This window comes from Microbacterium meiriae (assembly GCF_040686935.1).
Taxonomy (GTDB): Bacteria; Actinomycetota; Actinomycetes; order Actinomycetales; family Microbacteriaceae; genus Microbacterium; species Microbacterium meiriae.
On the sequence record NZ_JBFBMF010000001.1, the window covers coordinates 446218 to 470342 of the forward strand.

Consider the following 24125-nt stretch of genomic DNA (forward strand, 5'->3'; position numbering starts at 1 on the left):
GGTAATGGGACGGCCGAGACCCCGCCTTCGCGTCGAAACCCCGCCCTCGCCGCGGGGGCAGGGCGGGGTTTCGACGCGAAACCGGGGTCTCGGGTCAGGACGCGATGTTGAGCTCGTTGCCGGGGATCGAGGCGAGGAGGCGGCGCGTGTAGGGGTCGCGAGGGTTGGTGAAGATCTCCTCCGACGTCGCGGCCTCCACGAGCTTCCCGTCCTTCATCACGCACACGTAGTCGCTGATGAGCCGCACCACCGCGAGGTCGTGCGAGATGAACAGGTAGCTCAGGCCGTACTCCCGCTGCAGGTCGCCCAGCAGCCGCAGGATCTGGTCCTGCACGAGCACGTCGAGCGCCGACACGGGCTCGTCGCACACGATGAGGTCAGGCGACAGGGCCAGTGCCCGCGCGATCGCCACGCGCTGACGCTGCCCGCCGGAGAGCTCGGACGGGTAGCGCCGCAGCATCGACTGCGGCAGCGCGACGTCGTCCAGGAGCTGCCGCACGCGCTTGCGCCGGTCCGCTCCGCTCCCCCGCTTGTAGAACTCCAGCGGCTCCGCGATCAGCCGCTCGATCGTGAACATGGGGTTCAGGCTGGAGTACGGATCCTGGAAGATGGGCTGCACCCGCTGCCGGAAGTCCTTCGTCTCCGCGCGGCTCAGGGTCGAGATGTCCTTGCCCTCGTAGCGGATGAGGCCGCTCGTGGGCTCGATCACCTTGAGCAGCATGCGCGCGGTCGTGGTCTTGCCCGATCCGGACTCCCCCACGATCGCGACGGTCTCCCCGCGCGGGATCGCGAGCGAGACGTCGTCGACCGCGACGAAGTCCTCGTGCTTGCCACGCACGGGGTACACCTTCGTGAGGTTCTCGATCTCGACGATGTTGCCCTTCGACGAGCTCAGGGACCCAGGGGTCGACGAGCTCAGGGCCCCAGGCTCACGGTGGGTCGCTGAGCCTGTCGGAGCGCCCTCCTGGGTCGCTGACCCCGCCTCCTCCTGGGGCGCTGAGCCTGTCGAAGCGCCCTGCACGAAGGCCTCCGGGCGCAGCCGTGCCACCGCGACCGACGGCGCGGCCTTCACGAGCGACTGGGTGTACGGGTGCTGCGGATCCTCCAGGATCTGACGCGCGTCGCCCTGCTCGACGACCTTGCCGCGGTGCATCACGATCACCCGCTCGGCCCGCTCGGCGGCGAGCCCGAGGTCGTGCGTGATGAGGAGCACGGCGGTGCCGAGCTCCCTGGTCATCTCGCCGATCTGGTCGAGGATGGTCTGCTGCACCGTCACGTCCAGGGCGCTGGTGGGCTCGTCCGCGATGAGCAGCCGCGGCTTGCACGCCAGACCGATCGCGATGAGCGCCCGCTGCCGCATGCCGCCGGAGAACTCGTGCGGGTACTGCTTCGCGCGGCTCTCCGGATCGGGGAGGCCGGCGGCGGTGAGCGCCTCGACGACCTTGGACTGCACGTTCTGCCGGGTGGCGAGGCCATGGGCGAGCAGCGTCTCGGCGACCTGGGTGCCGATCTTCGCGACCGGGTTGAGGTTGGACATGGGGTCCTGCGGCACGAGGCCGATGTCCCGTCCGCGGATCGACCGCAACTCGTTCTCGGACGCGCGGGAGATGTCCCTGCCGTCGAGTCTGATGCTGCCGGCGGCCACCTTCCCTCCGCCCGCGAGCAGCCCGATGATCGCCATCGCGGTGGTCGACTTGCCGGAACCGGACTCGCCGACGATCGCCACGGTCTCCCCGGGGCGGATCTCGAGGTCGACGCCCTCGACGGCGTGCACGACGCCGTCCATGGTGGCGAAGTCCACCGCCAGGCCCTCGACCGACAGCAGGGGCTCGTCCGCCATGCCGTTCTCCTTCGCGGCGCGCACGGCGCCCTCGTCATGGATGTTCATCGTGCCCTCGTCCTCGGGTCCATGGCCTCACGCAGCGCCTCGCCGAGCAGGGTGAAGCCCAGCGCGGTGACGGCGATGCAGATGCCGGGGAGGAACGCCAGCCACGGGGCGATCGCCAGCTCGGCCTGTGCGTACGTGAGCATGCGGCCCCACTCGGCGGTCGCAGGCCCGCCGCCGCCGAGACCGAGGAACGACAGCGCTGCCGCGTCGATGACCGCGGTCGCGAGGGTCAGGGTGCCCTGCACGATGACCGGCCCGATGGCGTTCGGGAGGACGTGCGACATCGTGATCCGGCCGCGGCCGAGACCGAGCGTCTGCGCCGAGAGCACGTAGTCGCTGGAGCGCTGCTGGAGCATGGACGCCCGCAGCAGGCGCGCGAAGATCGGCACCTGGGAGGCCCCGATGGCGATCATCACGGCGTACGGCGTCTGCCCGAGGATCGCGGCGATCGACACCGCCAGCAGGAGGTTCGGCACCGACAGGATGATGTCGACGACGCGCATGATGACCGTGTCGACCCAGCCGCCGAACGTGCCGGCGAGGAGTCCGAGGATCATGCCGCCGACGAGACCCATCGCGGTGGAGACGACGCCGATCAGCAGCGACGCCTGCGCGCCCCAGATGAGCTTCGACAGCACGTCGCCGCCGAACCGGTCCAGACCGAGTGGGAACTGCGGCAGCTCCCCCGGGCCGGGGATGTGCGTGGGCGTGATCTCCTTCGCCCCAGGGAGCGCGGTCTCGGGGTACGGAGCGAGGACCGGCGCGAGCACCGCGACGAGCAGGAAGAGGAGCACGATGACGGCGCCGATCCACGCCGTCGGGTTGTGCCGGAGCCGGCGGAAGACGTCGCGCCAGAAGCCGCCGCCGCCGTCCTTGAGGTCGGCCTGGGCGATCGCGACGGTGTCGATGCTCCCGCCGCTCTCGGCGGACGGGCCCTGTGCGGGTGGGAGGGCGATGCTCATGCGAGCGCCTCCTTTCGGATGAGGGAGGAGGACATCACTGCACTCTCACTCTCGGATCGATGAAGCTGTACGACACGTCCACGGCCAGGTTGATGAGGGCGTAGGCGATCGCGATGAAGATGATGAACCCTTGCAGCACCGGGAAGTCGCGCGTGAAGATCGCCCGCGCGAGGAACGACCCGATGCCGGGGAAGGCGAACACCGTCTCGGTGAGCACCGCCCCCGAGATGAGCAGTCCCGTCTGCAGACCGATCGTCGTGATGACCGGGAGCATGGCGTTCCGGAGGATGAACCGGCTGCGCAGGGTGGCGGAGCCCACGCCCTTCGCCCGCCCCGTCCGCACGTAGTCGGCGTTCTGCACCTCCAGCACGCTCGCCCTGGTGATGCGGACGATGATCGCGAGCGGGATGGTGCCGAGGGCGAGCGCCGGGAGGATCAGGTGGAGGATCGCATCCCACGCGGCGTCGAACTCCCCCGTGATGATGCCGTCCCAGACGTAGAAGCCCGTGGGATGGGTCGCATCGATCCGTGGATCCTGCCGACCGTCCGAGGGCAGCCAGCCCAGCTGCACGGCGAAGATGTACTTGAGGATGAAGGCGAGGAAGAACACCGGGATCGTGATGCCGATGAGGCTCAGCACGACCGACGCGTGATCGGTGAACTTTCCGTGGCGACGGGCCGCCCAGTATCCGAGCGGGATGCCGACCCCGATCGCGAAGATGAGCGCAGCGACGCTCAGCTCGATCGTCGCGGGGAATCGGCGGAGGAACTCCTCCGTGACCGGCCGGTTGGTCTGGATGGACGTACCGAAGTCGCCCTGCAGCAGCCGGGTGACCCAGATGAAGTACTGCTCGATGAGGGGCTTGTTGAAGCCGTAGAGCTCGTTGACCCTGGCGATGGCCTCCGGGGTGGCCTTCTCGCCGAGGAGGGCGACCGCGGGGCCGCCGGGGAGGGCCCTGACCCAGGCGAACAGCAGGATGCTGAGCCCGAACAGGGTGGGGATGAGGAACAGCAGTCGCCTGCCGATGGTGCGCAGCACAGAGTTCTCCGTCGATCAGAAGGTACGCCGTGCCCCGGTTCCGCAGGAGCGGAACCGGGGCTCGGCATATCAAATGGTCAGGCCTACTTCGTGAGGACGATGTCCGTGAAGACCTCGTCGTTCACCGGGCTGGCGGGGTAGCTCTCGACGCGCGGGTCGAAGGCGAGCGTCGGCGCCGGGTGCGCGAGCGGGACGCCGGGGATGAACTCCGCGACCATCTCGTTGATGTCCTCGTAGAGCGCCGTCTGGTCGTCGAGGTTGGAGACCCCGCGCGCCTCGGTCAGCGCCTGGAACAGCTCCGGGTTGTCGAAGCCCCACTCGGAGCTCTTCTGGCCGAAGAAGACGCCGACGAAGTTGTCGGTGTCGTTGTAGTCGCCGGTCCAGCCGAGCAGGTGGATGCCGTGGTCGGCGGTGCCGGTGGTGCGGTCGAGGTACTCGACCCACTCCTCGGAGACCGGGGTGGTCTCCACGCCGACCTCGGAGAGCTGCGACGACAGGACGGTGTAGATCTGCTCGGGGTCCGGCATGTACGGACGCGAGACGTTGACCGGGTAGTTGAAGTCCAGCGCCAGCGGGTTCGCCTCGTCGTAGCCCGCCTCCGCGAGGAGCTCCTTGGCCTTCTCCGGGTCGTAGTCGTAGGTCGTGACCTCGTCGTTGTAGCCGTTGACCACCGGCGGGACGAACTGCGTCGCCTTCTCGGTGCCCTCCGGGAGGACCTGGCTGATGAGGGCGTCCTTGTCGATCGCGTAGGACAGCGCCTCACGCACCTTCGGGTCCTGCAGCTCCGGGATCGCCTGGTTGAAGGCGAGGTAGAGGATCGTGAACGGGGGACGCGACACCATGGTGAAGTCGTCCTCCTCCAGCGCCTTCGTGTCGGCGGGGCCCACGAGGTCGTAGCCGTCGATGGAACCCGACTCGAGCGCCTGGCGACGGGCCGTCGGGTCGTCGATGGTGCGGAAGATGATCTCGTCGATCTGGCCGGCCTCGCCCCAGTAGTCGTCGTAGGCCTTGAGCTTGACCTGCTCGCCCGGTGCCCACTCCTCGAACTGGTAGGGGCCGGTGCCGACCGGGTGTCCCATGGCGTACTCGGAGAGCTGCGGGGCCTCGGCGGTGCCGCCGACCTCGTCGGCGCCGAACTCCTGCATCGCCGAGGGGCTCTGCATGCCGAAGGCCGGCAGCGACAGCGAGGCGATGAAGCCGGCGAACGGCTTGTTCAGCTCGATGGTGACGGAGTTGTCGCCGTCCGGCGTGCACGACTTGTAGACCGCGTCCTCCGGGTTGGAGGCGTAGCCCTTGAAGAGCTTGTTGTAGTAGTACCCGAAGGCCTCGGAGGCGGCGAGACCGGTCCAGTTGTACCAGCGGTCGAAGTTGGCACAGACGGCCTCGGCGTTGAACGGGGTGCCGTCCTGGAAGGTCACACCCTCCTTCAGCGCGAAGGTGTGGGACATGCCGTCCTCGGACGACTCCCACGACTCCGCCAGCAGCGGTGCCGGGTCGGCCGTGCCGGGTTCCGTGCCCACCAGACCCTCGAAGATCTGGCGGGAGACGCGGAAGGTCTCGCCGTCCTGCGCGAACGCCGGGTCGAGGCTCGCGGGATCCGAGGAGGCGGCGAAGACGAAGGTGCCGTCGACGTCACCCGATCCTTCCGACCCGTTGTCCCCGCGCTCGCTGGCGACGCATCCGGCGAGTGCGAGAGCGGCGATGGTCGCTCCGGTGACGGCGGCGAGTCCTCGCCGAGGCATGGCTGACTGGTGCATGTGTGTATGACCTTCCCTGTCGGGCGCTTCCTTGCGCGTCTCCGGGCATCGTCGCCGCGGAGACGGTGATTCCTCGAAGGTACCCAGCGGCCCGGCGGATGCCAAGAGTCCGATGTTGCGATCCGGTATCGACGCGGGGCCGCCGTCGATCCGGTAATGTCCAGAACGTGCCGGACACCACTCCCCTCGTCGTGTGCCTGGGCGAGGGCCTGGTCGCCCTCGTCTCCGCCACCGCCGGGCCGCTCGAGACCTGCCGCACGTTCCACCGCTCCCTCGCCGGAGCGGAGTGGAACACCGCGATCGCACTCGCCTCCGCCGGCATCCGGACCGCGGTCGTGTCCCGCGTCGGGGACGACGGGTTCGGACGGTTCCTCACCGCCGAGCTCCGTGCGCACGGGGTCGACGACCGCGCCGTCGAGGTCGACCCGGTCGCGCCGACGGGGCTCTACGTCAAGGAGCTCTCGCCGCGGACGGACGGCGCCGTGGACGGGACCATGCACTATTACCGTGCGGGGTCGGCCGCGGCGGCGCTGTCACCGGGTTCGCTGGAGTCGCCGGTGGCGACGGAGCTGCTCGCCGCGGCAGCCCTCGTGCACACCTCCGGCATCACGCCGGCGCTCTCTCCGTCCGCACGCGCCGCCCAGGAGGCCCTGGTGGCGGCGCCCCGACCCGGCCGCCTCGTCAGCTTCGATCTCAACTGGCGCCCCGCGCTGTGGCGGGGGCGGGAGGACGAGGGGCGTGCCCTGCTCACCGACCTCGCCCACCGCGCCGACATCGTCTTCTGCACCCGGCCGGATGCCGAGGCCGTGTTCGGGACGAGCGCGCCGGACGACCTGCGGATGCTGTTCCCCGAGCCGCGGTACCTGGTCGTGACCGACCCCGCCGGTGCCGTCGCGTTCGACGGCGCGGAGCGCGCGGCCAGCGACGCCCTCGACGTACCGGTCGTGGAGACGATCGGAGCGGGCGACGCGTTCGCCGCGGGCTTCCTCGCGGGCGTCCTGACCGGTCTGACCCTGGGTGGGAGCCTGGCCCGCGCCCACCGCATCGCGACGCGCGCGATCACCAGCACGCGGGACCACGTCGACTGACCGGGCGACCTCAGTCCGCGTGACGTCCACGCCGCGGCGGGACCGCGTCGTGCGTGCGCTGCAGCGACACCGCGACGTGCTCGCCCCGGTGCTGCACGATCCGCACGAAGAGCACATCGATGAGCGCGAGCTGCGCGATGCGGCTCGACATGGCGGCCATCCGGAACGGCGACTCCTGGGCCTGGCTGAGGAGCACGACGTCGGCGATGGCCGCGAGCGGGGAGTCCGCAGCGCTCGTCACCGCCACCGCGAGCGCACCCGTGGCCCGCGCGACCTCCAGGGCGCGGACCGTCTCGGCCGTCTCGCCGCCGTGTGAGAAGGCGATCGCCACGTCGGCGGACGACCGCAACGAGGCCGCGGTGATCGCGAGGTGCGGATCGGCCGAGTGGGTCACCGAGCAGCCGATCCGGGACAGCTTGAGCTGGAGATCCTGGGCGGTCAGCGACGACGCCGCCTGCCCGAACAGGTCGATGTGCCGGGCGACGACCACCGCCCGCGCGACCCGGTCGAGGGCGTCCGCGTCCAGGGCCCGTGCCGTCTTCTCGATCGCGTCGATCTCCTGCGCGGCGAGCTTCGCGGCGATCGCGGCCGGCCCGTCGTCCCGGTCGATAGCCGTGGAATCGAGTCCGAAGCGGGCCTGCTGCGCCTGTGCGAGGGTGACCGCGCGGGCGACGGCCACCCGGAGTTCCCGATAGCCGCTGTAGCCCAACGACTGCGCGAACCGGGCGACGGTCGAGAGCGAGGTCTGGCAGAGCTGCGCGAGGTCGTTGATCGCGAGGTCCACCACGAGGGTGGGGTCCCCGAGGATCCTCTCGGCGACGCGTCCCTCCGCCGCGCTGAGCTTGGGGAGGGAGCGTCGCACCACGGCCAGAACGTCGTCGTCCATGCGCTGATCCCGTCTCAACCGGCGGCGGTCGTCCTCTGTCGGGGCACGAAGCGGCCGAGGAGCGCGTCCCGCGCGGTCTGAGCGCCGAGCCGGCTGGCGGCACCGACCTCGATGGTGGGCAGCGGCAGCGGCTCCTGTACGGGCAGGCCGACGTTCACCACGACCGCTCCCGGATCCCGGAGCGCGGCCCGCTCGATGAGTGCGCGCTGCGCCGGCTCCGCATCCGGCCGGTCCACGAGGACGACCGTCGTGCCGGTCGCCGCGGCGACCTCGTCGATCACGGCGTCCTGCTCGTCCACGGTGCTCGCGGCCACGTCGAGCCGCACCCGGACGCCGTCTCCCGCGAGCGCTTCGGCCACGTAGGAGGCGGCGCTGTCCACCGCGAGCGTCGAGCGACGTCGGGCGTCGATCACCGCCAGGGCAGTCGCGGCCTCGGGGGTGTCGCCGGTCAGCGACACGGACCGACGGACGATCTCGGCGGCGTCGAACGCGGCGATCTCCTCGTCCGAGGCATCGCTCGTGCGCAGCCGGGTGGCGAGGGCCGACACCCGTGCGGCGGCCTCCTCGACGCGCTCCCGGGAGAGCGAGCCGTCACGCAGCGCGGCCACGATCCCGTCGCGGGCGGCGAGGAAGTCGCGGCGGTCCTGGTCGGGAAGGGCGGCATCGCCGGGGTTGGTCGGGTTTCCGATGCACAGGAGGTCGGCACCGGCAGCCAGAGCGAGGGCGGCGCCCCCGCCGAGTCCGACGGTCTCGCGGATCGCGGCCATGTCCAGCGCGTCGGTGATGATGACGCCCCGGAAGCCCCACTCCCGCAGCATGCCGAGCACGCGCGGGTTGAGGGTCGCCGGCTGCGCGCCCCACGCGGGAACGACGATGTGCGCGGTCATGATCGCGTCGACGCCCGCTTCGACGGCTGCCCGGAACGGCTCGAGGTGCACACGCTCGTACTCGGCCACGTCGAGCGCGATCTCGGGAAGCGCGTGGTGCGAGTCGAGGTGGGTGTCGCCGTGACCGGGGAAGTGCTTGACGCACGCGGCGACGCCGCCGTCCTGGATGCCGTCGACCGTGGCGACGACGTGGCGCGTCACCCGCGCCTCGTCGGATCCGAACGAGCGCACGCCGATGACGGGGTTGCGCGGGTCGGTGTTGACGTCGGCGACCGGACCGAGCACCACGTTCGCACCGACGGCGCGCACGCGACGGGCGAGTTCCGCGCCGGTCCGCTCCGACGCGACCACGTCGTCGAGGGCACCGAGCTGCGCGGCGCCGGGAAGGGTCGAGCCGCTCCCGGACTCCAGCCGCGTGACGCTGCCGCCCTCCTCGTCCACGCCGATCAGGGCGTCCGGGTTCGCGTCGAGGATCTGCGCACTCAGCGCGGGCAGTCCCTCTCCCACGTTCTGTCCGAAGTACACGACTCCGGCCAGGCCGTCGCGCAGCTCCTCCACGAGCCAGGCGGGCGCCGTGGTGCCGAGGAACCCGGGCCAGAGCACGCCGTTCGCGAGGCGCTCGAGCTCGTCGGTCATCCCTTCACCGCTCCCGCGACCATGCCGGCGGAGAGCCGGCGCTGCACGATGACGAAGAAGATCATGACGGGCACGGTGATGATCGTGGAGGCGGCCATGATGCTGCCCCAGTCGTTCGAGTACAGGCCGAAGAACGACTTGAGCCCGATCGAGACCGTGTACTGGTCGGTCTGCGCGCCGAGGATCGTCATGGCGAAGATGAACTCGTTCCACGCCGTGATGAAGCTGAAGATGCTCGTCGCGACGAGGCCGGGCATCACCAGGGGCAGCAGGATGGAGCGGAACATCCGCCACCAGCTCGCGCCGTCGATGTAGGCGGCCTCCTCGAGCTCGACCGGGACGGCCGCGACGAAGCCGCGCAGCATCCAGATGCCGAACGCGAGCGACAGCGCCACGTAGACCACCATGAGGCCGATGATGCTGTTCAGCAGGCCGAGGCTCTTCACCTGGAGGAACAGCGGGATGACCAGGGCCTCGAGCGGCACCATCTGCACCACGAGGATCATCATCAGGACCGTGGTGCGGAACTTGAAGCGGAACCGCGCCACGGCGACCGCCGCGAGCAGGCAGACGATCGCGCTGACGAGCACCGTGACGAGGGCCACGATGGCGGAGTTGCGCAGGTAGGTGCCGAAGCCGCCCTCGGTGAGCACGAAGGCGAAGTTGTCCCACGTGAACTCCTGCGGGAGGAGCGACTGCCCACCGCTGGAGGCCTTGCCGTCGAACGCGCTGGAGACCATCCAGTAGACGGGGAACAGCGTGAAGATGAGGACGGCGGCGACGCCGATGCCGAGTCCGATGCGCGACCGGAGCCTGGGGCGGGGGTTCACAGCTCGTCCTCCTTCATGAGGGAGCGGATGTAGACGATCGTGATGCCGATCAGCACGAGGGTCAGCAGCACCGCGAGCGCGGCGCCGAACCCGTAGCGGTTCTGACCGAACGACTCCACGTACGACCACACGCCGAGGTTGAGCACCTGACGGTTGCCGCCGCTGCCGCCGGGCATGAGGTAGACCTGCGCGAAGACCTTGAAGTCCCAGATCGTCGACAGGATGATGACGACGGAGAAGACGGGCTTGAGCGTCGGGAAGATGATCTTCCAGAAGCGGCGCCACGCGCCGGCCCCGTCGAGCGCCGCGGCCTCGAGCATCTCCTTCGAGACGCCCAGGAGGCCGGCGAGCACGGTGATGGCCACGAACGGGAAGCCGTGGTGGACGACGTTCAGCAGCACGATCGCGTAGAACGACCACTGGTTGGTGAACCAGTTGACCTGACCGTCGATGAGGCCGAGGTCCTGCAGGACGCTGTTGAAGATGCCGCGGTCGGCATCGAAGATGAAGGTCCAGACGTACGTGCCGGTCACGGCGGGCATCGCCCACGCGACCATGATGCAGCTGGAGACGATGGTGCGCCACACGGTGCCCAGCCGCGCCAGCAGCAGCGCCACGAGGGTTCCGAGTGCGACGGTGGTGAACACCGCGACGGCCGCGAAGCCGACCGTGTTGGGGAGCACCACCGTCCACAGGGTCGGATTGGTGAGCGCCTCGGCGTAGTTGTCCAGCCCGATCCAGTTGCTCTCACCGGTGTTGATCTCGCGCAGACCGTAGTCCTGCAGCGAGTAGAGGAACACCTGCACGAGCGGCCAGAGCATCAGCCCCGCGAGGATGATCAGCCCGGGGGCGAGGAGGAGCCAGGGGCGGGCCGTGACGATCGAGAGACCCCGACGCTTCCGGCCGCCGGCCACGGAGGCGGAGGAGGGCTCCGCCTTCGTGGCCGGCAGTGGCGCTTGCACCATCGACATGGAAGGAATGGTTCCTTACTGGTTGAGCAGTTCGGTCATCTCGGCAGCGGCGTCCTTCGTCGCGGTCGCGACGTCCTTCTGCCCGCTGAGGATGGCCTGGATCATGGCGTTGGTGGTCTTCTTCGCCTGCACGGCGCCGAAGTTCGGCGTGACCGGGACGGACGCGCCGCCGTCGACCATCTGCTCGGCGAACGGTGCGACGAGCGGGTCGGTCGAGGCGAGGGCCTCCTCCATCGCGGACTGGACGCCCGGGAAGTAGCCGGTCTCGTCGGACCACTGCTCGGCGAACTCACCGGTGGTCATGAGCTTGACGAACTCCCACGCGAGGTCGGCGTTCTTCGTGGTGTTGAACACCGACAGGTGCGAGCCGCCGAGCACGGAGGGCGCGATGCCGCCGTCCTGGCCGGGGATCACGGCGGCGCCGATCTTGCCCTCGAGCTCGGGGTTGGCCTCGATGAGGGCGTTCGGCGTCCAGGAGCCGGAGAGCATCATCGCGACGTTGCCCTGCGTGAAGGCGTCCCGGAGGTCGGTCTCCTTCCACGTGGTCGCACCGGCCGACGAGAAGCCGTGCTCGGTGGCCAGACCCGTATAGAACTCGATGCCGGCCTGCGACTCGGCGCTGTCGAGCTCGCTGGTCCAGGTGTCGCCGTCCTTCGTGGCGATCTCGCCGCCGGCGCCCCAGACCCAGGGGTAGACCTGGAACTCGGCGTCGCCCGCGACGGGGAAGGGCAGCATGTCGGGCTTGGCGGCCTTGATGGCCTCGCCCGCGGCGACGATGTCGTCCCAGGTCTTCGGAGCCTCGAGACCGAGCTCCTCGAACACGTCGGTGCGGTAGACGATGGAGCGGACGCCGGCGTACCACGGCATGCCGTACAGCTCGTCCTCGTAGGTGCCGGCGACGGCGAGGCCCTCGACGAGGTCGTCGCGCAGGCCGTCCTCGGCGTCGACGTACTCGTCGAGCGGGAGGAGCGCGCCAGCGTCGGCGAACTCCGCGGTCCAGGTGGTGCCGGTCTCGGCGATGTCCGGGGTCGTGCTCCCGGCGATCGAGGTCACGAAGCGGTCGTGGGCGTCGGCCCACTGGATCTCCTCGATGGTGACCTTCGCACCGGTCTCCTCCTCGAAGGCCTCCGAGACCTTGTCGTAGAAGGCGGTCGCGTCGGGGTTGGTCCCCTTCATGATCCAGACGGTCAGCTCCTGGCCCTCGCCGTTGGTCGAGCCGTTGTCACCGCTGCCGCCGGCACAGCCGGCCAGAGCGATCGTGGCGACGGCGCCGAGCGCCACCGCCGGAAGAATGCGCTTGTGCATGGGGGGATCTCCTCTTTGAAAGTCCAGGTGTGCATCGGGTGCGTACCGGGGATAGGAAAAAGTATTCACGACTAACTAATTCCCTGCAAGTTCCTCCCAGAATCGTCACACCGCCGTAACATCAGGCCTCCGGGGTAGGCTCCCCGCATGCCCCGACGTGGATCTGACGCCGACCGCCGCCCACTCCCCCGGCATGCCCCGCACCCTGCACGCGGACGCGCATCCCGCGTGCTCCGCGGGCTCGGGATCGGACTCGCCGTGGTGCTCGTCTCGACCGCGGCGGTCGCCGGGTTCCTCGTCTGGGACGTCTTCAACCGCGTGGGCGACGGGGCCGTCACCCTGGAGGGTGCACCGCAGGTCGACCCGCCCACCCTCGGCGCGTATCCCGACGACAAGGCCTTCAGCATCCTCATCGTGGGCACGGACGAATGCGGCCCGAAGGCCACCGCGCTCTTCGATGAGCGCTGCGCCGAGGCGGACGGCCTCAGTCGGAACGACGTGAACCTCCTCGTGCACGTCTCCGCTGCCCCGCGCAACGTGACCGTCGTCTCCCTCCCCCGCGACCTCGGCGTGCCCGTGCCGGAGTGCACCCGCGAGGACGGCTCCGTCGCGTCGGCGATGGAGAAGGCATCGATGAACTCGCTGTTCGAGCACGCCGGCCTCTCCTGTATCGCGAAGACCGTGAGCGAACTGGGTGACATCCCCGTGGAGTTCGCCGCCAAGATCAGCTTCGACGGCGTCATGGCCGTCACCGATGCGATAGGCGGGGTCGAGGTCTGCATCGCCGGTGACGGCATCCGCGACCGCCACACGGGCATCGACTGGCCGGCGGGCATGCGGACGGTCTCGGGCGTGGAGGCGCTCCAGTTCATCCGCACCCGGCACGGCGTGGGGGACGAGAGCGACCTCGCCCGCATCTCCAATCAGCAGCAGTACATGTCGCGACTGGCCAAGAAGGTGCTGAGCGAGGAGACGCTGACCGACATCCCCAAGGTCCTGCGGCTGACGAACGCCATCGCCGACAACATCGACCCCAGCGACGAGCTCGCCGACCCGCTGCGGCTGGCGCAGCTCGCGCTCGCTCTCAAGGACGTGAGGTTCGGCGACTTCGCCTTCGTGCAGTACCCGAACGTCGTCGACCCGTTCGACGATGACAAGGTCGTGCCCGACGAGGACGCCGCCGCCGCGCTCTGGGATGCGGTGCGGGCCGGCAAACCGCTGCAGCTCACCGGAGACGTGACGACGCACCGCGGCGTGGAGCTCGTCACCCCCGCGCCCACGGCGCCCACGGCCCCGGAGTCGGACCCCGGTCCCGAGGCGACCGCAACGCCGGATGCCCGCGCGACCCTCCCGCCGGAGGTCTCGGGCCAGACCCTCGAGCAGGAGACCTGCGCGGTGGGCAACCAGCGCTGACCCGAGGCGGGCGCGGCGTAGGCTCGACGACATGGGACGGACGCGATCACGGGATGCCGAGCACCCGCAGACCCGTCTCGACCACGGCGGCATCGCCCGCATCCTCCCCTCCGAGTTCACGAGCGGCTTCGAGCTCGTGGTCGACGACACCCCGCAGTCCCATGTCGATCTGGACGACCCCACCCACCTGCACTTCGAGTACATCGTGCGGATGGGCGCCGTGATCGACCAGCTCCGCCCCGGACCGCTCACGGCCGTCCACCTCGGCGCCGGCGCACTGACGATCCCCCGCTACATCGACGCGACGCGGCCGGGGTCCCGCCAGCAGGTCATCGAGCTGGAGGCCCCGCTCGTCCAGCTCGTCCGCGAGCACCTCCCGCTGCCGAAGGGGGCGGCGATCCGCCTGCGCATCGGCGATGCCAGGGAGGGAGTCCGCAAGCTCCCGGCCGCCCTGCACGCCGCCTGCGATCTCGTCGTCTCCGACGTGTACTCAGGCGCGCAGACCCCCGCCCACCTCACGAGCGTGGAGTTCTACCGCGAACTCGCCGCGCTGCTCGCGCCCGGCGGGGTGCTGCTGGTCAACGTCGCCGACGGCCCCGGTCTCGCGTTCGCCCGTCGACAGGCCGCGACGATCGCCGAGGTCCTTCCGGAGATCGGCATCCTCGCCGACACCCAGGTGCTCAAGGGCCGCCGCTTCGGCAATCTCGTGGTGGCGGCATCCGCCGCGCCGCTGCCGACGGAGTGGCTGCCGCGGATGCTGGCCGCCGGCCCGCACCCCGCGAAGATCGCCCAGGGGGACGAGGCCCGCGCCTTCCTCCAGGGGGCCCGCATCGTCACCGATGCCGACGCGGTCGCCTCCCCGCGCCCGGATGCGTCGCTGTTCCTGCGCTGACCGGGCGCGCCGCCCCGAGGAGCGCGGAAGCGGCAGGCAGACTGGACGGGGACAGTCGCGGGAACGCGCGGAAGGAGAGCAATGAGTTTGATCCGGGGATACGACCAGGAGAGCCTCCGCGAACGCGTCGACCTCGATGAGTGCGCCGCCCGCCTGGACGAGATCGAGGAGCAGCGGAGCCTTCCCGCCCTGCTCGAGCGCGTGTGGCTGCTGAAGGTGCTCGGTCGCCTCGACGACGCCCTCGTCCTCGCCGACGAGGCCGTGCGGCAGGCCCGCATGGCCGGCACGCGCAAGGACGTGCTCCGCGCCCGCGTGCTCCACGCCACGATCCTGCAGTACCGCGGGGCCCACGCCGCCGCCGAGCAGGAGCTGGCCACCTGCGCCACGGAGGCCGAGGGCCAGCGTTGGCTGTCGATCGCCGCGTTCGCCTACCAGCACCACGGCAAGAACGCCTACGATGCGGGAGACTACGAGACCGCGCGGGAGAGCTTCAAGCAGTCGCTGTTCCTGCGGCGCGAGTCCGGCGCCGAGGACCGCGAGCTCGAGACGGTGCTGCTGGCCATCGAGGCCGTGGAGCGTCGTCGTCCGGCGCAGCTCGTCGCGGGCTGACGCCGATGCGCCTGAGTGTCCGCGGCATGCCTTAGCCTGAGCGCATGGCGGAACTTGACCGCGTGCGCGTCTGGGGCGAGGCACTGATCCGGTTGCATCTCGACGACAGCTGGTCGTTCGACTTCGACCATGCCAAGCGTCGCGCCGGGCAGTGCGACTACACGCGCAAGCGCATCACCGTGTCGCGGTACCTCGCCGCACGTTTCGAGGACGACGACATCCATCAGGTGCTGCTGCACGAGGTCGCGCACGCGCTCGCCGGGCACAAGGCGGCGCACGGTCCGGCGTGGAAGCGCGTGGCGCGCGGTCTGGGCTACGTCGGCGGCACGACGCATCAGGGGGAGACCGCGGTCGAGCTCGCCCCCTGGGTGGGGCGATGCCCGGCCGGACACGTCACGTACCGCCACCGGCGCCCGACGCGAGCCACGTCCTGCGCCCGGTGCTCCCGCACATTCGACGCGCAGCACCTGTTCGCCTGGACGCGTCGTGAGATCACCACCGACGCCCGGCTCGCGGCGCAGGCGCCGCGCTGAGTCCTGCCGGAGCGGCGCGAGCGGAGCCGTGTCAGGCCGACGGGCCGCCGGGACGGGCCTGCTCATCGGAGGCGGATCGGTTCTCCTCATCGGGCGTGTGCGCCTCATCATCCGGCGCCACCTCTGCGGCGACCGGTGCGGCCTCCGGAGCGGGCACGGCGGAGTCCTCCCCCGTCGCAGCCGCCGCGGTCACGCGTCGGCGACGGACGAGCGCGGTGAGCCCACGCCAGCCGAGCAGGAACACGCCGAGCACGAGCGTCGCCACGATGACGAAGGGCAGCTCCGCGGTGTCTCCGCTGAGCAGCCGCAGCAGCATGCCGCCGACGACCGTCACCGCCCAGACCACCGCGCCCCACGGCAGCGACCACGGCCGACGCGGGCGCCCGGGGAGCAGCGCCGCGACAGCGTGCCCGAGCAGCAGGGCGACGAGGAAGGGCCAGGCCGTGAGAAGGAACCCTGCCGGGTCCTCCTGGTGGGAGGCCCGGCCGATGGCGGCGAAGACGAGGACGAGGACGGCGTCGACGAGGAGAGCGGGGAGGAACCTCATTCCTCGACCCTACGCGGAAGGCGCGCTCACTCGTAGCGCGTGAACCGCCCGTCGCGCAGGACGGGGACGGTGTCCGCGGCATCGAGGACGGCCGCGTCGGCGGTGCTGGTCGGCTCCAGTCCGGCGGCCCGGATCCGATCGGTGGCCGGGACGCCGGCCTGCAGCTCGCGTCCGGAACCCGTCGCCCCGATCAGGTGCTTCAACGCGCGCCGCAGGGCACGGAAGCCCTCCGCTGCCACGGCCGCGTCCGGCGCCGTGTGGTCGATGCCGAGATCGGTCAGAGCCGCGGCGATCGCGCCGGCCCCGAGCTGGTCCTCCACCGCGACGCGCAGCTCCCCCGCGGCGTCGAGCTCCCCCGCCGGGATGAGTGCCACCGAGGTGCGGCCCTGCCGGCGCTCCTGCTCGACCTGCACGGCCCTGGCCACGGCACCGGCGTTGCGGATCGCGCCCAGCAGGACGGTGGCCCCGGTCGAGGCGGCGGCATCGGCCACCGCCGCCCCGTTCCGCGACCATCCGAGGGCTGTCGAGAGGTCGACGTCCGTTCCCGCGGCCACCGCATCGACGACCGTCGAGGAGAACCGGAGGACGTCGATCACCACGACCACGTCGGCCGGGGCGAGGCGGGCGAGCCCTGACACCCCCCAGTCGAGTCGGACCTGGTACGGGGACTGATCGAACGGCGATGGCATCCGTCCAGCCTAGAGCCGTCAGTCGGCGGCGAGCGCCTCGACCGGAGCCACCCTGGTCGCCAACCGGGTGGGCGTCGCGGCGGCCACGAGGGTGAGGAGCGCCGTCGCGGCGACGATGATCACCACGGGGAGCCACGGCACCTGCGGGGCGATCAGCCCTGCGGGCGTGAACTCCGGCAGGACCGGCACGGAGCCCAGCAGCGACTGGGCCGCGATCCACCCGTAGAGCACCCCGAGCACGAGCCCGGTGAGGGTGGCTGCCACCGTGATGTGCGCCGCCTCCAGCAGCACCATGCGGCGCACCTGCCGGTTGGACAGGCCGATCGAGCGCAGCAGCCCCAGCTCGCGACGACGCTGCACGACGCCGATGGTGAGGAGGTTGACGAGGCCGACCGCCGCGATCACCGCGGAGACCGCGACGAGCACCATCATGATCGCCGCGAAGGCGTCGTAGGGCGCGAAGAACTCGGCCGGGATCTCCTCCGTGGTCTGGCTCGTCATGAGGCGCTTCGACGACTCCAGCGCCACCGCGAACATCGTCACCAGGGTCACGCCCATGACGACGCCGATGGCCATCCGCGACGACCGCTCCGGGTACCGCAGGGCGTTCTCGGCCGCGAGACGGGCGGTCGCGCTCGACCCGAACATCCGCCCCACGAGCCGGAGCACCGGGGGCATGAACAGCACGGACCCCAGGGCGAGCCCGGTGAAGGAGAGGATGCCGCCGAAGAACGCGACCACGACACCGAGCGGCGTGACGAGTCCGAGGACGACGCCGCCGGCGAGCAGAGCCGCGCCGGAGATCAGCAGGACCCAGGCACCGACATGGCGGCCCTTCCGCCCGGAGACCTCGTCGCGCGTGCGCTCCACCGCGCCGCCCAGAGCCTGCAGGGGGGTCACCGCGAGGACGCGGCGGGAGCCCACCCATGCGGCGGCCCACGTGGTGAGCGCGACGCCGACCGCCGGAAGGGCGAGAGCGGGCTGCGCGAGCGAGAAGGACGACGGCGCGGTGGCGACGAGCTGTCCACCGAGCTGCACGGCGGCCGCGGAGAGGAGGAGGCCGGCGAGCAGCCCCAGCCCTGCTCCGAGGAGCCCGACGACGAGGCCCTGCCGGCCGACCTGCGCCCGCTGCGATCGCGCCGTCGCCCCGATGAGACGCATCAGCGCGATCTGCCGCGTGCGTCCCGCGATGATCGTCGAGAACGTGTTCGCCGTGACGATCGCCGCCACGTACATCGCCACCGCCGTGAGCAGCACCGACAGGATCGCGACGACGACCGCGAGCGTGCCGCTGTCGCCGATGAACGGATCGGCCTGGAGCACGGCGCCGATGTAGGCCGTGATCTCGACGAGGAACACCCCGAACGCCGACGACAGCGCGGCGACGAGGACGCTCGCGCCCATGCCGCGGTCGCGGAGCCAGGCCAGCCGGGGTCCGGTCGTCCGCGTCTCCGGGACGACCGTGGTGAGCGCGGTCATGCCGACACCTCCGCGGCGAGCATGTAGGCGGAGATCTGCTCCGCGGTCTGCCGCGGGTGGTCTGCGACGATGCGCCCATCGCCGAGGTAGAGCACCCGGTCGGCGTGGCTGGCCGCGATCGCGTCGTGCGTGACCATCGCGATGGACTGGCCGTGCTCCCGGCTGGCGGAGGCGAGCAGGCGCAGCACCTCCCGTCCGGTCTGGGAGTCGAGGTTGCCCGTGGGCTCGTCCGCGAACACCAGGTCGGGGGCGGTGGCGAGGGCGCGGGCGATCGCGACGCGCTGCTGCTGTCCACCCGAGAGCTGGTGCGGCCGGTGCCCGAGGCGCTTGCCGAGGCCGAGCGTCTCGATGAGACCGTCGATCCGTGCCCGCTCGATGGCGCTGGGCCGACGGCCGTCGAGCTCGAACGGCAGCAGGATGTTGCCGAGGGCGTCGAGCGTGGGGACGAGGTTGAACGCCTGGAAGATGAACCCGACGCGGCGGCGGCGCAGGATCGTCAGGTCGAGGTCGCCGAGGCCGGTGATCTCGGTGTCGCCGATCCACGCTCGCCCCTCCGTCGGGCTGTCGAGGCCGGCCATGATGTGCATGAGGGTGGACTTGCCGGATCCGGACGGGCCCATGATGGCGGTGAACTGTCCGCGGCGGATGCCGACGCTCACATCGTCGAGCGCGCGGACGGTGCCCTCGCCCGAACCGTAGGTCTTCTTCAGGTGCTGGACGCGGGCGGCGAGCCCGAGGTCGGTGGTCGTGATCTCCATGCTTCCGACGCTATTTCCGCGCCCGGTCCCCCCGCGTCGCCCTCCGGGAGCATCCCGATACATCGGGAGGATGATCCCCCTCCCCTCGACCCACCCCCGTGCGTTCGACCCACCCCGCTACGGCCCGCCGTAAAAGGCCGGGCCGAACAGAAGGGGGTCGGTCGACGTCAGGCGAGGCCGTGCTCGAACGCGAACACGACGAGCTGCACACGGTCGCGGAGCGCGAGCTTCGTGAGGATGCGGCTGATGTGCGTCTTCACCGTGGCCTCGCTGAGGAACTCCCGCGCGGCGATCTCGGCGTTCGAGAGGCCCCGGGCGGCGAGCGCGAAGATCTCCCGCTCCCGCTCCGTCAACTCGGCATACTGCGAGGGTACCGGCTTCGGAGCCTCCGCGAAGTGCTCGAACAGCTCGCGGGTCGCCGACGCCGCGATGACGCTCGACCCCGCGTGCACCGTCCGGATCGCCGCGAGCAGGAATTCCGGATCGGCGTCTTTGAGGAGGAAGCCGCTCGCCCCCTGCCGGATCGCCCGCGCCGCCGCCTCGTCGAGGTCGAACGTGGTGAGCATGACGATGCGCGGGGGCTCCGGACGGGACAGGATCTCGGCGGTCGCGGTCAGCCCGTCCATCACCGGCATCCGGATGTCCATGAGGACCACGTCGGGCCGGGTCGCGGCGACCACGGCGAGCGCCTCCTGCCCGTTCCCCGCCTCCCCCACGACCTCGAGGTCCGGCTGGGAGGCCACGAGCATGCGGATACCTGCACGGAACAGCGCCTGGTCGTCGACGAGCACGACTCTGATCACTGCGGGGCTCCGATCGGAAGGCTGCTCTGGACGACGAACTGCGCACCACGGCGCTCGGCTTGCAGACTACCGCCCACGAGCTGCGCCCGCTCGCGCATGCCGATCAGACCGTGTCCCCCGGGCGCGCCCGGCGTCGACTCCGGCGAGATGGCGTTGCGCACCTCGATGTCCACGCGATCAGGGAGCCACGCGAGATGCACGTCCACCGCGCCGTCGCCGTGGCGGATCGCGTTCGTCAACGCCTCCTGGAGGATCCGGTAGACGGCTAGTTGGATCGCCCCCGGTGGCTCCCCCGGAGGCATCGGGTCGACCGTGACCCGCGGCTCGATGCCGGCCTGGCGCACCTGGGCGAACAGCGTCTCGAGGTCGGCGAGGGTCGGCTGCGGACCGTCCCCCTGCCGATGGCGGAGCTGGGTGAGGAGCATCCGCACGTCGCTCAGGGCTCCGCGGGCGGTCTGCGCGATCGTGCCGAGGGCCTCCGTCGCGATCTCGGGCTTCACCGCCGCGGCGTAGCGCGCGCCGTCGGCCTGCGCGATGACGACCGCGAGCGAGTGGGCGACCACATCATGCATATCCCGCGCGATGCGCACCCGCTCCTGCTCCTCGGCGGCCAGGGCCTCGGCCTGCAGCTGCGCCGAGCGCGTGCGCCGGTTGCGCAGCACGACACGCCAGAGGAGGCCGCACACCCACGCGAACCCGAGCGCCATGATCGAGGCCGCCACGAGCAGAGTGCCGCCGGTGACGAGCTCCCACCCGCTGCCGGAGCCGAACGCGACGCCCCCGACGAAGACCAGGTACAGCGAAGCGACGATGCCGCCCACGATGACGGAGCCGAACCCCCACCAGAGCACGCGGCGCGACCCCCACGCGGACGTCGCGTACAGCACGAGGAGGATCGCGAAGTCGGTCGGCAGCGGTCCGAAGCCGGCGAGCATCTGCACGATGGCTCCGGCCCAGGCGGCGGCGAGCGCGAGACCGGGAGCGAGGCGTCCGATCGCCACCCCGCCGAACAGGAACACCGACGACGAGATCAGCCCGATGACGTTCACCGCGGACGAGCCGGCCAGCTCCGGCTGCGGGGCGTAGAACACGACCCCGAGCGGCGTCAGGAGCGCGAACAGCAGCACCGCCCCGACGATGTCGAGGACGAGGCCGGTACGGGACAGCGGACGGATCACTCCCCCACGCTACGCGAGCGCCCGGGGACCGGCATCCGTCGCGGGATGTATCCGTCAGGCGCGGGCGAGGATCTCCCCGTGCGGCACGAGGAACCAGCCGTCGCCGTCGTCGGCCCAGCGCTTCCAGGCGTCGCTGATCTCCTGCAGATCGGCGCGCGTGGCCATGCCCTGGTCCACGAGCTGCCGCGCGAGCGCCGACTCCAGGATGCGGTCGGCCCACATCCCGCCCCACCAGGCGCGCTCGGACGAGGTCGCGTAGCACCAGGTCGACGCGGTCGCCGAGACGTCCTCGAAGCCCGCCGCCCGCGCCCAGGACAGCAGGCGGCGCCCGGCGTCCGGCTCTCCGCCGTTCGCCCGGGCGGCGGCGCGGTACAGCGCGAGCCAGCGATCGAGCTCCGGCAGGACAGGGAACCACAGGAAGCCCGCGTAGTCGGCGTCCCGAGCGGCGATCAGTCCCCCGGGCTTCGCGACCCGACGCATCTCCCGCAGCGCCTGCACCGGATCGGCGACGTGCTGCAACACCTGGTGCGCGTGCACGACGTCGAAGGAGTCGTCGGCGAAGCTCAGCGCGTGCACGTCCTCGATGGAGAAGGCGATGTTCGCGACTCCCTGCGCCGCGGCGAGGTCACGCGAGAGGGACAGTGCGGCGTCGTCGATCTCGGTCGCGGTGACGTGCGCGACCACTCCCGCGAAGTCCACCGTGATCGATCCGGGCCCCGCCCCCACGTCGAGGAGCCGGGTCTCGGCCGTGAGGTGCGGTCGCAGATACGCCGCCGAGTTCGCGATGTCCCGCACACTGTGCGAGCGGAGGACGGATTCGTGGTGTCCATGCGTGTACGAGGCCATCCGCTCAGTCTGGCACTCCCGTCGACGGGCTAGAGGGAGGCGACCATGCGGCGGATCGCCTCGCGGTCGGGCTTGCCTGAGGAGAGGACGTCGAGCTCGTCCACGAGGATCAGACGGGACGGACGCGCGTGGGCGCCGATCTCGCGGGCCACCGCCTCCCTGGCCTGGGCGAGCTGCTCGGACTCGCTGCGCCGCAGGGCCTCCCCGCGCGCCGCGACGATGACCGAGGCCTCCCCCCAGCGCTCGTCGTCGACGCCCACGACCACGGCCTGATGCAGCCCGGGCACCGAGCGCACGATCCGCTCCACCCGGTCCAGCGAGATGTTGATGCCGCCGGACACGATCACGTTGTCGGCGCGGCCGTGCACGCGGACCACACCGTTCTCGACGAGACCGAGGTCTCCCGTCCGGTACCAGCGGATGCCGTGCTCGTCCCTGGCGAACGTGCGCGCGGTCAGCGCCGGGTCCCCGAGATACCCCTCCGCGAGCAGGGGGCCGGCGATCCGCAGCTCCCCGTCGACGGCGCGGACGTGCACGGTGTCGAGCGGGACGCCGTCGTACACGCAGCCGCCACTGGTCTCCGTCGAGCCATAGGTCCGCACGAGACGGACCCCGAGGTCGGCCGCCCGCTCCCGCAGCGGATCCGGGAGCGCCTGCCCGCCGACGAGGATCGCCTCATAGGCCTGCAGTGCCGCGAGCACTCCCGGCTCCCCTGTCGCGTCCAGCAGCGTCGCGATCTGCGCCGGGACGAGGGAGGTGTAGAGCGCGGGGACGACACCGGCGGTCGTGGCGTGCAGCATGCCCCGCGTGGCCTCGGCGAAAGCGCGCGGCGTGAACCGCCCCGCGATCCGGGTCGGCTCCGTGCCCGCGAGGATCGACCGCACCATCACTTGCAGCCCCGCGACGTAACCGGCCGGCAGGGCGAGCAGCCAGCGCCCGCTGCCGATCCGGGCGGCGGTGGCCTCCGCGCTCGCCCGCAAAGCCTCGCCGCTCAGCGCCACCCGCTTCGGGACGCCGCTGGATCCGGAGGTCGCGATCACTGCGGCGATGCCGTCGTCCACCTCCGCCGGAGCGTCGGCGAGCATGCCGAACCCGAGAGCCGGTCCCTCGTCGAGCGCCCGGAGCAGCGCCTCCCGCAGCAGCGTGGTGTCCTCGGCGTCGGTCGGGATCAGCGCGGTCACGGTCGGCTCCGTCTCTCGTGCGGACTCAGTAGTGCCAGGGGAACGACGACCAGTCCGGGGCGCGCTTCTCGAGGAAGGAGTCCCGGCCCTCCACCGCCTCGTCCGTGCCGTAGGCGAGACGGGTGGCCTCTCCCGCGAACACCTGCTGGCCGACGAGGCCGTCGTCGACCGCGTTGAAGGCGAACTTGAGCATCCGGATCGCCGTCGGCGACTTCGTCAGCACGGTGCGCGCCATCTTCAGCGCCTCACGCTCGAGCTCGGCGTGCGGCACCACGCGGTTCACGGCGCCCGCCTCGTAGGCCCGCTGCGCCGAGTACTCCTCGGCGAGGAAGAACACCTCCCGCGCGAACTTCTGCCCCGTCTGCCGGGCCATGTAGGCGGAGCCGTACCCGGCATCGAAGCTGCCGACGTCGGCGTCCGTCTGCTTGAAGCGCGCGTGCTCGGCCGATGCGATGGTCAGGTCGCACACCACGTGCAGCGAGTGGCCGCCGCCGGCCGCCCACCCGGGGACCACGGCGATGACGACCTTGGGCATGAACCGGATGAGCCGCTGCACCTCGAGGATGTGCAGCCGCCCGACAGCCGCAACGGACGCTCCGCTCACGACGGCGGTCTCCGCATCCGAGTACTTGTACCCGTCGCGGCCGCGGATGCGCTGATCGCCGCCGGAGCAGAACGCCCAGCCGCCGTCCTTCGGGCTCGGTCCGTTGCCGGTCAGCAGCACCGCCCCGATGCGCGCGTCCTGCCGCGCGATGTCCAGGGCGCGGTAGAGCTCGTCGACCGTGTGCGGTCGGAAGGCGTTGCGCACCTCGGGCCGGTGGAAGGCGATGCGGGCGACCCCGCCGTCGCGGCTCACGTGCGCGGTGATGTCGGTGTAGTGCTCGGCGCCGGGCGCGAGCTCCCACTCGGCGGGATCGAACAGGTCGGAGACGAAGGCATCGGTCACGG

General features: G+C 71.1%; 23 protein-coding genes. 5 read left to right on the forward strand and 18 right to left on the reverse strand.

Annotated elements, in window-relative coordinates; all coding sequences use genetic code 11:
* Nucleotides 1-94: 94 nt before the first annotated feature.
* The 4 genes from AB0P08_RS02130 to AB0P08_RS02145 all read right to left on the reverse strand — a co-directional run bounded on the left by AB0P08_RS02130 (nucleotide 95) and on the right by AB0P08_RS02145 (nucleotide 5646).
* The gene (locus AB0P08_RS02130) at nucleotides 95-1888 is read right to left on the reverse strand and encodes an ABC transporter ATP-binding protein (protein ID WP_363587840.1); all 1794 of its coding nucleotides are present in this window, start codon (nucleotides 1886-1888) and stop codon (nucleotides 95-97) included.
* Nucleotides 1885-2850, reverse strand: coding sequence for an ABC transporter permease (locus AB0P08_RS02135; protein WP_071327550.1), 966 nt, complete (start codon nucleotides 2848-2850; stop codon nucleotides 1885-1887). Before AB0P08_RS02135 ends, AB0P08_RS02130 begins: the two co-directional genes overlap by 4 nt.
* Before the next feature lie 34 nt (nucleotides 2851-2884).
* Nucleotides 2885-3889 (reverse strand): ABC transporter permease, encoded by a 1005-nt coding sequence (locus AB0P08_RS02140; RefSeq protein WP_363587842.1) that lies wholly within the window; start codon nucleotides 3887-3889, stop codon nucleotides 2885-2887.
* An 83-nt stretch (nucleotides 3890-3972) separates the two neighbouring features.
* Nucleotides 3973-5646, reverse strand: a complete 1674-nt coding sequence (locus AB0P08_RS02145) for an ABC transporter substrate-binding protein (RefSeq protein WP_363587844.1) — start codon at nucleotides 5644-5646, stop codon at nucleotides 3973-3975.
* Nucleotides 5647-5813: 167 nt separating this feature from the next.
* Between AB0P08_RS02145 and AB0P08_RS02150 the strand changes: the two genes are divergently transcribed.
* A complete protein-coding gene (locus AB0P08_RS02150; RefSeq protein ID WP_363587846.1) occupies nucleotides 5814-6734 on the forward strand; it encodes a sugar kinase in 921 nt (306 codons plus the stop codon).
* A 10-nt stretch (nucleotides 6735-6744) separates the two neighbouring features.
* On the opposite strand, the gene AB0P08_RS02155 is transcribed toward AB0P08_RS02150, so the two are convergent.
* Genes AB0P08_RS02155 through AB0P08_RS02175 form a run of 5 tightly spaced genes read right to left on the reverse strand, consistent with a single transcriptional unit; the run spans nucleotide 6745 to nucleotide 12249 of the window.
* A complete protein-coding gene (locus AB0P08_RS02155; protein ID WP_259952981.1) occupies nucleotides 6745-7620 on the reverse strand; it encodes a MurR/RpiR family transcriptional regulator in 876 nt (291 codons plus the stop codon).
* A gap of 14 nt (nucleotides 7621-7634) precedes the next feature.
* Entirely contained in the window at nucleotides 7635-9143 is a 1509-nt protein-coding gene (locus AB0P08_RS02160) for a glycoside hydrolase family 3 protein (protein WP_363587848.1), read from the reverse strand.
* Complete coding sequence (locus tag AB0P08_RS02165; protein WP_187663354.1) at nucleotides 9140-9973, reverse strand: carbohydrate ABC transporter permease; 834 nt, start codon at nucleotides 9971-9973, stop codon at nucleotides 9140-9142. Before AB0P08_RS02165 ends, AB0P08_RS02160 begins: the two co-directional genes overlap by 4 nt.
* Nucleotides 9970-10944 (reverse strand): carbohydrate ABC transporter permease, encoded by a 975-nt coding sequence (locus tag AB0P08_RS02170; protein WP_187663353.1) that lies wholly within the window; start codon nucleotides 10942-10944, stop codon nucleotides 9970-9972. The genes AB0P08_RS02165 and AB0P08_RS02170 overlap by 4 nt, the downstream gene beginning before the upstream one ends.
* Before the next feature lie 15 nt (nucleotides 10945-10959).
* Nucleotides 10960-12249, reverse strand: a complete 1290-nt coding sequence (locus AB0P08_RS02175) for a sugar ABC transporter substrate-binding protein (protein WP_259952977.1) — start codon at nucleotides 12247-12249, stop codon at nucleotides 10960-10962.
* A gap of 147 nt (nucleotides 12250-12396) precedes the next feature.
* Between AB0P08_RS02175 and AB0P08_RS02180 the strand changes: the two genes are divergently transcribed.
* From AB0P08_RS02180 to AB0P08_RS02195, 4 genes are all read left to right on the forward strand, one after another.
* Nucleotides 12397-13662, forward strand: a complete 1266-nt coding sequence (locus AB0P08_RS02180; RefSeq protein ID WP_187663351.1) for an LCP family protein — start codon at nucleotides 12397-12399, stop codon at nucleotides 13660-13662.
* 31 nt (nucleotides 13663-13693) lie between these two features.
* Entirely contained in the window at nucleotides 13694-14554 is an 861-nt protein-coding gene (locus AB0P08_RS02185) for a spermidine synthase (protein ID WP_336501670.1), read from the forward strand.
* A gap of 81 nt (nucleotides 14555-14635) precedes the next feature.
* Nucleotides 14636-15163, forward strand: a complete 528-nt coding sequence (locus tag AB0P08_RS02190) for a hypothetical protein (protein WP_187663349.1) — start codon at nucleotides 14636-14638, stop codon at nucleotides 15161-15163.
* Between the two features lie 44 nt (nucleotides 15164-15207).
* Nucleotides 15208-15696, forward strand: a complete 489-nt coding sequence (locus AB0P08_RS02195; protein WP_363587851.1) for a SprT-like domain-containing protein — start codon at nucleotides 15208-15210, stop codon at nucleotides 15694-15696.
* A gap of 31 nt (nucleotides 15697-15727) precedes the next feature.
* Here AB0P08_RS02195 and AB0P08_RS02200 read toward each other — a convergent pair whose 3' ends face one another.
* From AB0P08_RS02200 to AB0P08_RS02240, 9 genes are all read right to left on the reverse strand, one after another.
* Nucleotides 15728-16243, reverse strand: a complete 516-nt coding sequence (locus AB0P08_RS02200) for a DUF3054 domain-containing protein (protein ID WP_363587853.1) — start codon at nucleotides 16241-16243, stop codon at nucleotides 15728-15730.
* 26 nt (nucleotides 16244-16269) lie between these two features.
* Nucleotides 16270-16932, reverse strand: coding sequence for a 2-phosphosulfolactate phosphatase (locus AB0P08_RS02205; protein ID WP_363587855.1), 663 nt, complete (start codon nucleotides 16930-16932; stop codon nucleotides 16270-16272).
* 18 nt (nucleotides 16933-16950) lie between these two features.
* A complete protein-coding gene (locus AB0P08_RS02210) occupies nucleotides 16951-18411 on the reverse strand; it encodes an ABC transporter permease (RefSeq protein WP_363587857.1) in 1461 nt (486 codons plus the stop codon).
* The gene (locus tag AB0P08_RS02215; RefSeq protein WP_136051761.1) at nucleotides 18408-19169 is read right to left on the reverse strand and encodes an ABC transporter ATP-binding protein; all 762 of its coding nucleotides are present in this window, start codon (nucleotides 19167-19169) and stop codon (nucleotides 18408-18410) included. Before AB0P08_RS02215 ends, AB0P08_RS02210 begins: the two co-directional genes overlap by 4 nt.
* Nucleotides 19170-19336: 167 nt before the next feature.
* A complete protein-coding gene (locus AB0P08_RS02220; protein ID WP_363587859.1) occupies nucleotides 19337-19972 on the reverse strand; it encodes a response regulator in 636 nt (211 codons plus the stop codon).
* On the reverse strand, nucleotides 19969-21150 hold the full coding sequence (locus tag AB0P08_RS02225) for a sensor histidine kinase (RefSeq protein ID WP_187663344.1): 1182 nt from the start codon (nucleotides 21148-21150) through the stop codon (nucleotides 19969-19971). Before AB0P08_RS02225 ends, AB0P08_RS02220 begins: the two co-directional genes overlap by 4 nt.
* A 54-nt stretch (nucleotides 21151-21204) precedes the next feature.
* On the reverse strand, nucleotides 21205-21996 hold the full coding sequence (locus AB0P08_RS02230; RefSeq protein ID WP_363587861.1) for a class I SAM-dependent methyltransferase: 792 nt from the start codon (nucleotides 21994-21996) through the stop codon (nucleotides 21205-21207).
* A 29-nt stretch (nucleotides 21997-22025) separates the two neighbouring features.
* Nucleotides 22026-23177 carry an AMP-binding protein gene (locus AB0P08_RS02235; RefSeq protein WP_363587863.1) on the reverse strand — a complete coding sequence of 384 codons (1152 nt, stop codon included), beginning with the start codon at nucleotides 23175-23177 and terminating at the stop codon, nucleotides 22026-22028.
* 25 nt (nucleotides 23178-23202) lie between these two features.
* Nucleotides 23203-24123 carry a 1,4-dihydroxy-2-naphthoyl-CoA synthase gene (locus AB0P08_RS02240; protein WP_363587865.1) on the reverse strand — a complete coding sequence of 307 codons (921 nt, stop codon included), beginning with the start codon at nucleotides 24121-24123 and terminating at the stop codon, nucleotides 23203-23205.
* Nucleotides 24124-24125: the final 2 nt, after the last annotated feature.